The 5,389-nt window shown below is 43.5% G+C and carries 3 protein-coding genes, 1 tRNA gene, 2 rRNA genes and 1 pseudogene; 1 reads left to right on the top strand and 6 read right to left on the bottom strand.

The window, feature by feature from the left end:
* Window positions 1-578: 578 nt before the first annotated feature.
* Window positions 579-749: pseudogene (locus OQJ75_RS22595) on the top strand (transposase); the annotation flags it as partial.
* 256 nt (window positions 750-1,005) lie between these two features.
* Here OQJ75_RS22595 and OQJ75_RS22360 read toward each other — a convergent pair.
* The 6 genes from OQJ75_RS22360 to OQJ75_RS22335 form a co-directional block, all read right to left on the bottom strand.
* Window positions 1,006-1,836, bottom strand: a complete 831-nt coding sequence (locus OQJ75_RS22360; RefSeq protein WP_266067290.1) for an MBL fold metallo-hydrolase — start codon at window positions 1,834-1,836, stop codon at window positions 1,006-1,008.
* A 231-nt stretch (window positions 1,837-2,067) separates the two neighbouring features.
* Entirely contained in the window at window positions 2,068-2,439 is a 372-nt protein-coding gene (locus OQJ75_RS22355; protein ID WP_265974961.1) for a hypothetical protein, read from the bottom strand.
* Between the two features lie 9 nt (window positions 2,440-2,448).
* Window positions 2,449-4,113 carry an amidohydrolase family protein gene (locus tag OQJ75_RS22350; protein WP_265974962.1) on the bottom strand — a complete coding sequence of 555 codons (1,665 nt, stop codon included), beginning with the start codon at window positions 4,111-4,113 and terminating at the stop codon, window positions 2,449-2,451.
* Between the two features lie 731 nt (window positions 4,114-4,844).
* Window positions 4,845-4,935, bottom strand: a tRNA-Ser gene (locus tag OQJ75_RS22345).
* Between the two features lie 105 nt (window positions 4,936-5,040).
* Window positions 5,041-5,156 (bottom strand): 5S ribosomal RNA (gene rrf / locus OQJ75_RS22340).
* A 131-nt stretch (window positions 5,157-5,287) separates the two neighbouring features.
* A 23S ribosomal RNA gene (locus OQJ75_RS22335) occupies window positions 5,288-5,389 on the bottom strand; the annotation flags it as partial.

Genomic DNA, 5,389 nt, shown 5'->3' with positions numbered 1-5,389 from the left:
GCTGATCAGATCGTAGGTTCTTGATTTAGTTCCATTGAATTACGCAACAAAGCCGCCCAGTGAAGTCGTCATCCTCTTATCCATCAAACAGCTTTTCACTGCCAACGAAAACTGGCTAAACTATCTCAATGAAAATTGGAAACACCTCCAAACAGTCACATTGAAAGCGTCACTAAAATGATCGCATGCACCACTGTGGCTTAAAGGAGCATCGATGCAGCCATGCTAACTGCACACCTGCGGCAGAAAGCTGAATACGAACCTTCACATCCATTAATATGTCACGCCTGGGGCTCATATTAGAAGACGGCCTCTGGAAGCCCATTATTCAAAGTTAAAACCACTGAAAGGTGTTCATCACTCAACGTCTCGAATCCAATGACTCTGAGTTAGATGTGACTGGAGAGGGTCGCCCTTGTATTCGTGCTCAGCAAGATTAGGCACGATTTTAGCCCACCAATATTACCGTCGATGGACACTGCACTTTACTAAGAAAACGGGAAGTATGACACCAACCATGACTTGCCTTGGTCGAGACCTAAAGCGTTCACCAATATCGATGTTTATCTGCGTTACGTTTACGACATAACTTCCTGGGCAGTTTGGTGACATTTGATTACCTCAACCATGGGAATGGTAGGACTCGATCATTCATTCAGAGTCCAGAAGCGTTGGTCGAGCAGATGGTAGAGCAGATCCCAAATAAGCATTTCAAAATGATTCGATACTTGGATTTTCTATCTAATTGACGTTGTAGTGAGATGCTTTCTAAGGTCTAAGATGCTTGAGGTAGTGTTCTTGAAGGCTTACCTGAAATGCTAGGTTACGTAGCGATACTGAAAGGATATATGAGGGTCGACCATTTTGAGGGCATTCTTTGTGGACATTGCATGACGTTTCTTAGCTTTAGAACTGGGGAAACCACTGGCTCCACAAATAAGCCAGCGGTAGTGTTGATTAACAAAAGACGTGGTACTAAGTAATAAGTAATAAGTATCTGTTTAATTACAGTGCGTAACAATTGAAGTCATTAGCGAAGGCTATATCACCCTTGAATTTGTTGCTAAGTTCTCGTTCGGTGTTTGATTGTTCTAGAGTGGTTGCCGTACGCTCTAAAAAATGGCTGAGAACAAGAGTGTGGGCGTTGGTTTCTGAAACAATTTCAGCGATCCTGCTCGGTTTCATATGCAGCCTTTCAACAGGTCCATTATAGCTTTGGGGCAATGCATTGTGCGCGATAATCAGGTCTGCCGAGTTGGCCATGGGTTTCAAATATGTCGGTCCACTGCTATCGCCAGTAATAAATACTTCCTTGCCTTTGTAATTGATGGATATTGCCAGTGAAGAGACTCCTCCGTGCTTTGCATCCGCCGTTTTGAATTTTGCGCCACTCCCCTCAAATTCATGGACATGTTCGGTAGGTACAATGTCATGAGGTAGAAGTTTGTATTTGGCTTTGCTGTAGCTTTCATCCGATGCTTCAGCGATGAAGTTATTCATATATGGGTAAAGCCCATTTAGCCCTACTAACCTATCCATAAACTCGCTCATACTAGGTACCAACTTGTTACCTGTTGGGCCATAAATGGGTAACGGAACGCTACGGTCTTCAAAGTAACTAGACTTGATTAAACTGATGAGATCTGCGGTGTGATCAACATGCATGTGTGAGATTATGATCGCATTGAGATCGGAAATGTTTGCACCCGTTTGATTGAAGTGAAAAGCGGTACCAGCCCCTGAATCGATTAAATATCTCGCCTTGCCATTGTCCCAAAGAAGGTAGCTAGTGGACACATTATTAGTACTTAGTTCAGGGCCACCTGCACCTAGCACCTGCAGGTAAGTCCCGTTGTCGGGACATTGATGAGAGGAGGGTTCGCGAGCACTAACGTTGGGGTGAGTGTCGCTGCAAGTAAAAGGTATTTAGAGTTCATGACATTTTCCAAAAAGAGAATGGGCGATAAGGATTATTAAGGCGCCTTTTAAAATAAATTTAAACTTAAGATTATGATAACTAACAAAATTTGAACGCTGCTTGTATAACAAACAGCGTTCAAATGTTTTCTAATGAACTATTGATATATCACTGTAGCGTTGTAGCTTCATAACCGTTGTGCGTTCCCATATGCTACTGCCATTCATAACGATCTCTACCACTCGATGTTCGTCGCAAAACGCCCAAGACGGCTTTCCTTTAAAGCTAGATTCTATTTCTGATACTTGTCCTGGCGTTAACTTAGATACATCTAAGCCAACGTCATAAGCGTATGTTGAAAGCTTGCTCTTTTTCATAGGCTGACTATTTATGTTGGGTTCAGCAGTCTGTTGGTATGTATCTAAGACAGTAACTTGGTTCGCTAAGTCATCAAGTGAGGAGGCGTGACCTACGCCTCCAAACGAGATTGCGCAAACTAGTACAGTAGCGGCAATTCTCATCACATACTCCTACTTGCTCTTAAACGTCGGGTTACCATCTGCACCGGATTGAGTTGCGGAGAATGTTGGGACCGTAATGTTTTTCAACCAGCTCGCTTTATCAATTCCCTTGAAACGTCCCTTATCTTCTGGTGTATAACGAATAGGTTGACCCGCCCATACTTTCTTGAACTCACCATTATCGACCACTTTTTGACCATTAACGATCACATAGGAAATACCTGTTGTTGGCTTGCCTTGTTCACCCGCTTTATAGGTCGAGTTATCTTGAACTGTTTCGGGATCAAAAATGGTAATATCAGCCACCATACCTTCTTGCAGACGCCCACGTTTCTGCATGGACTCTAGGCCTTCATCGCCTAAATGTTTCGCAGGCCAGTAAGTCATCTGCGCCAGGGTAAACATCAGTGGAACCCCTTCTTCACGCGCCATCGCAAATACTCTACCGCGTGTACCCGCTGTTCGTGGGTGACCTTTGTATTCTGTGTAGTCAGCATCCCAAGAATCAACACCTAAGCCCGAGTAAATAGAGTCCGCCGCGACTGTCATGTGAGGGATCTTCAAGAAATACTTCAGCCACTCTTTACGTGGCGGACTGAAAATCACGACAAGGTGCCCAGGGTCCTTTGCCACCAAGTCTAGATATGCTTCTTTGTCTAAGAACTTGTCAGAATCTGGGTCATAGATAATGTCTTCGTACTTGTAACCAAACAGTCCCTCAACACTTTCTGGTATTAAGAATGACGAACCAATGGCAGTGGATGCAGCGTCGTACGGATAGTATTCTGACCACATGTTCATACCTTGGTCACGAGCCGATTTTAGTTTCTCCTCAACTTCCCACCAACCAAACTCATTGTTGTGAAGCATTAATAATCCCGCTTTGAGTGCCACAGCATTTGCGAAAACTTCGTCAAACCCCAGTTGCCCTTCCGGGTTTACAGGATTGCCATGAAAACGAGTATGAGAGGCGGTGAATCGTCCCCAATTTGCTGCCACTTTTTGTGATTCATACATTTCAAAGGATGTAAGACCGTTTCGCATGTATGCAGTTGTCGATGCTAGATTGATAGCACCATCTTGAAAGCCCTGATCCAAAATAGTCAGAATTTGGTTCATTTGTTCTTCATTGGCCTTAGTATCAGACCATCCGCTGACTCCGTCTTTGGCAGCTTCTGTACGTAATTTACTCAGAATATCAGGTGCGTCATACGCTCGATCAATTTTTACTTCCGGGTCAAGAACCTCTAGCCTAGCCGCTTCTTGGCTGATTCCAGTACCATAGTTCAAAGGCCAGGCATCTTTCTTATTTTCGTACCATTCAGCTACTCGAGTTGCCCCTATTTCTAGGTCCATCCCCGTAGTCACACCATCAAGAGCTGCGAGTTTAATTGATAGACCGTCAAGAGAATGAAAGTGGGTATCAATAAACCCCGGAGCGACAACTTGACCTGATGCGTCAATAACCTTGTCACCTTCTAATTGATCGGCTGAAATTATAATAATTTGACCGTCTTTTATTCCGACATTAAGCACTGCATCCAGCATGGTTTCAGGATCCATGACCCGACCATTTTCAATCACTAAGTCATAGTCTGCCGCCGACAACGCTCCGGCGTTTAACGTCAATGCTGCTAGCACTGACACAGTAATTAATTTCTTATTTACTTTCATTTTTTGCCCTTATATTTTTGCTAGTTTCTTGTTTATCTGAGCTACTACAGAACGACAAGAACTAGACTAAATGCTCTCAAGACGTTTGGCTCTCGATCTGGCTTCCATTCTATGTGTACCTAACTATAGTGCATAATCACTTTTGTCGGATCAGATGCGACGACGTAACCTATTTGCGCTAAAAAACGATGTTGGAGGTTTCAAAATCCAAGCCGTTGAACGAATGGTGGGTGAGAAAATATGACTAACCAAAGTCTCAATGACTTCTCTTACAGGGGAGGTATAGGACCTTAGAATTACAGACAAGTAGGTTTTATATGTGAAGAAGCAAGTCTCTCAATTTCCCCGCTCCGGCCACTAGGTAAGATGAAGAAACTCTAGATTGAAAGTGATTGAGTAATAGCTGCCGCCATAGAAACATTGACTAATGAGAGAGCGACAAGTCCTGTGGCAAAGCGTTTCTTTATTTAAACGCCTTGAAGCATGATTCAAGGAATGTATACAACCTAAATGTAAATGGTGACCTGCATTTGTGGTTATCAGTTCTGGTGGTGGGATAAAATAGCTTTTCGATGCAACTGAAACACTAAAAAGCACACAGAGTCAGCAACATGAAGGCCGCTTGACTGCACTGACAAGGCTTAAGCTAGCTTAGAGGCTTTTGTTTACAGGCTAATACCAAACTCAAGACGCAAAAAAGCCCGCTGATTTCTCAGCGGGCTTTCTAATGGTGGTGGAGGGATAGGGATTTGAACCCTAGAACCGCTATTAACGGTTGCCGGTTTTCAAGACCGGTGCTTTCGACCACTCAGCCATCCCTCCAACAAATTGTCATCAATAGATTAGTACACTAATGATGTTGTTAATTGCTAATGCAAGTAACGATACCTTTTGTCTTCACTTTTAAAAAAGTGAAAATAAATAGGAGCCTGGCGATGTCCTACTCTCACATGGGGAAGCCCCACACTACCATCGGCGCTATTGTGTTTCACTTCTGAGTTCGGCATGGAATCAGGTGGGTCCACAATGCTATGGTCGCCAAGCAAATTTTGCTTTTACTTTCAGCTTTTTTGAAAACTGAAGGCAAAATAATCTGGAAAGCTAATCTAAAAGTTTCTCTTCAAACTCATTCAAGGTCTGTACATCTGAGTCCACAAAACCCCTTGGGTGTTGTATGGTTAAGCCTCACGGGCAATTAGTACAGGTTAGCTCAATGCCTCACAGCACTTACACACCCTGCCTATCAACGTCGTAGTCTACGACAACCCTTTAGGAC

It is taken from the genome of Vibrio sp. 14G-20 (assembly GCF_026241515.1).
Classification (GTDB): Bacteria; Pseudomonadota; Gammaproteobacteria; order Enterobacterales; family Vibrionaceae; genus Vibrio.
This window is presented reverse-complemented; position numbering and strand designations above follow the sequence as displayed.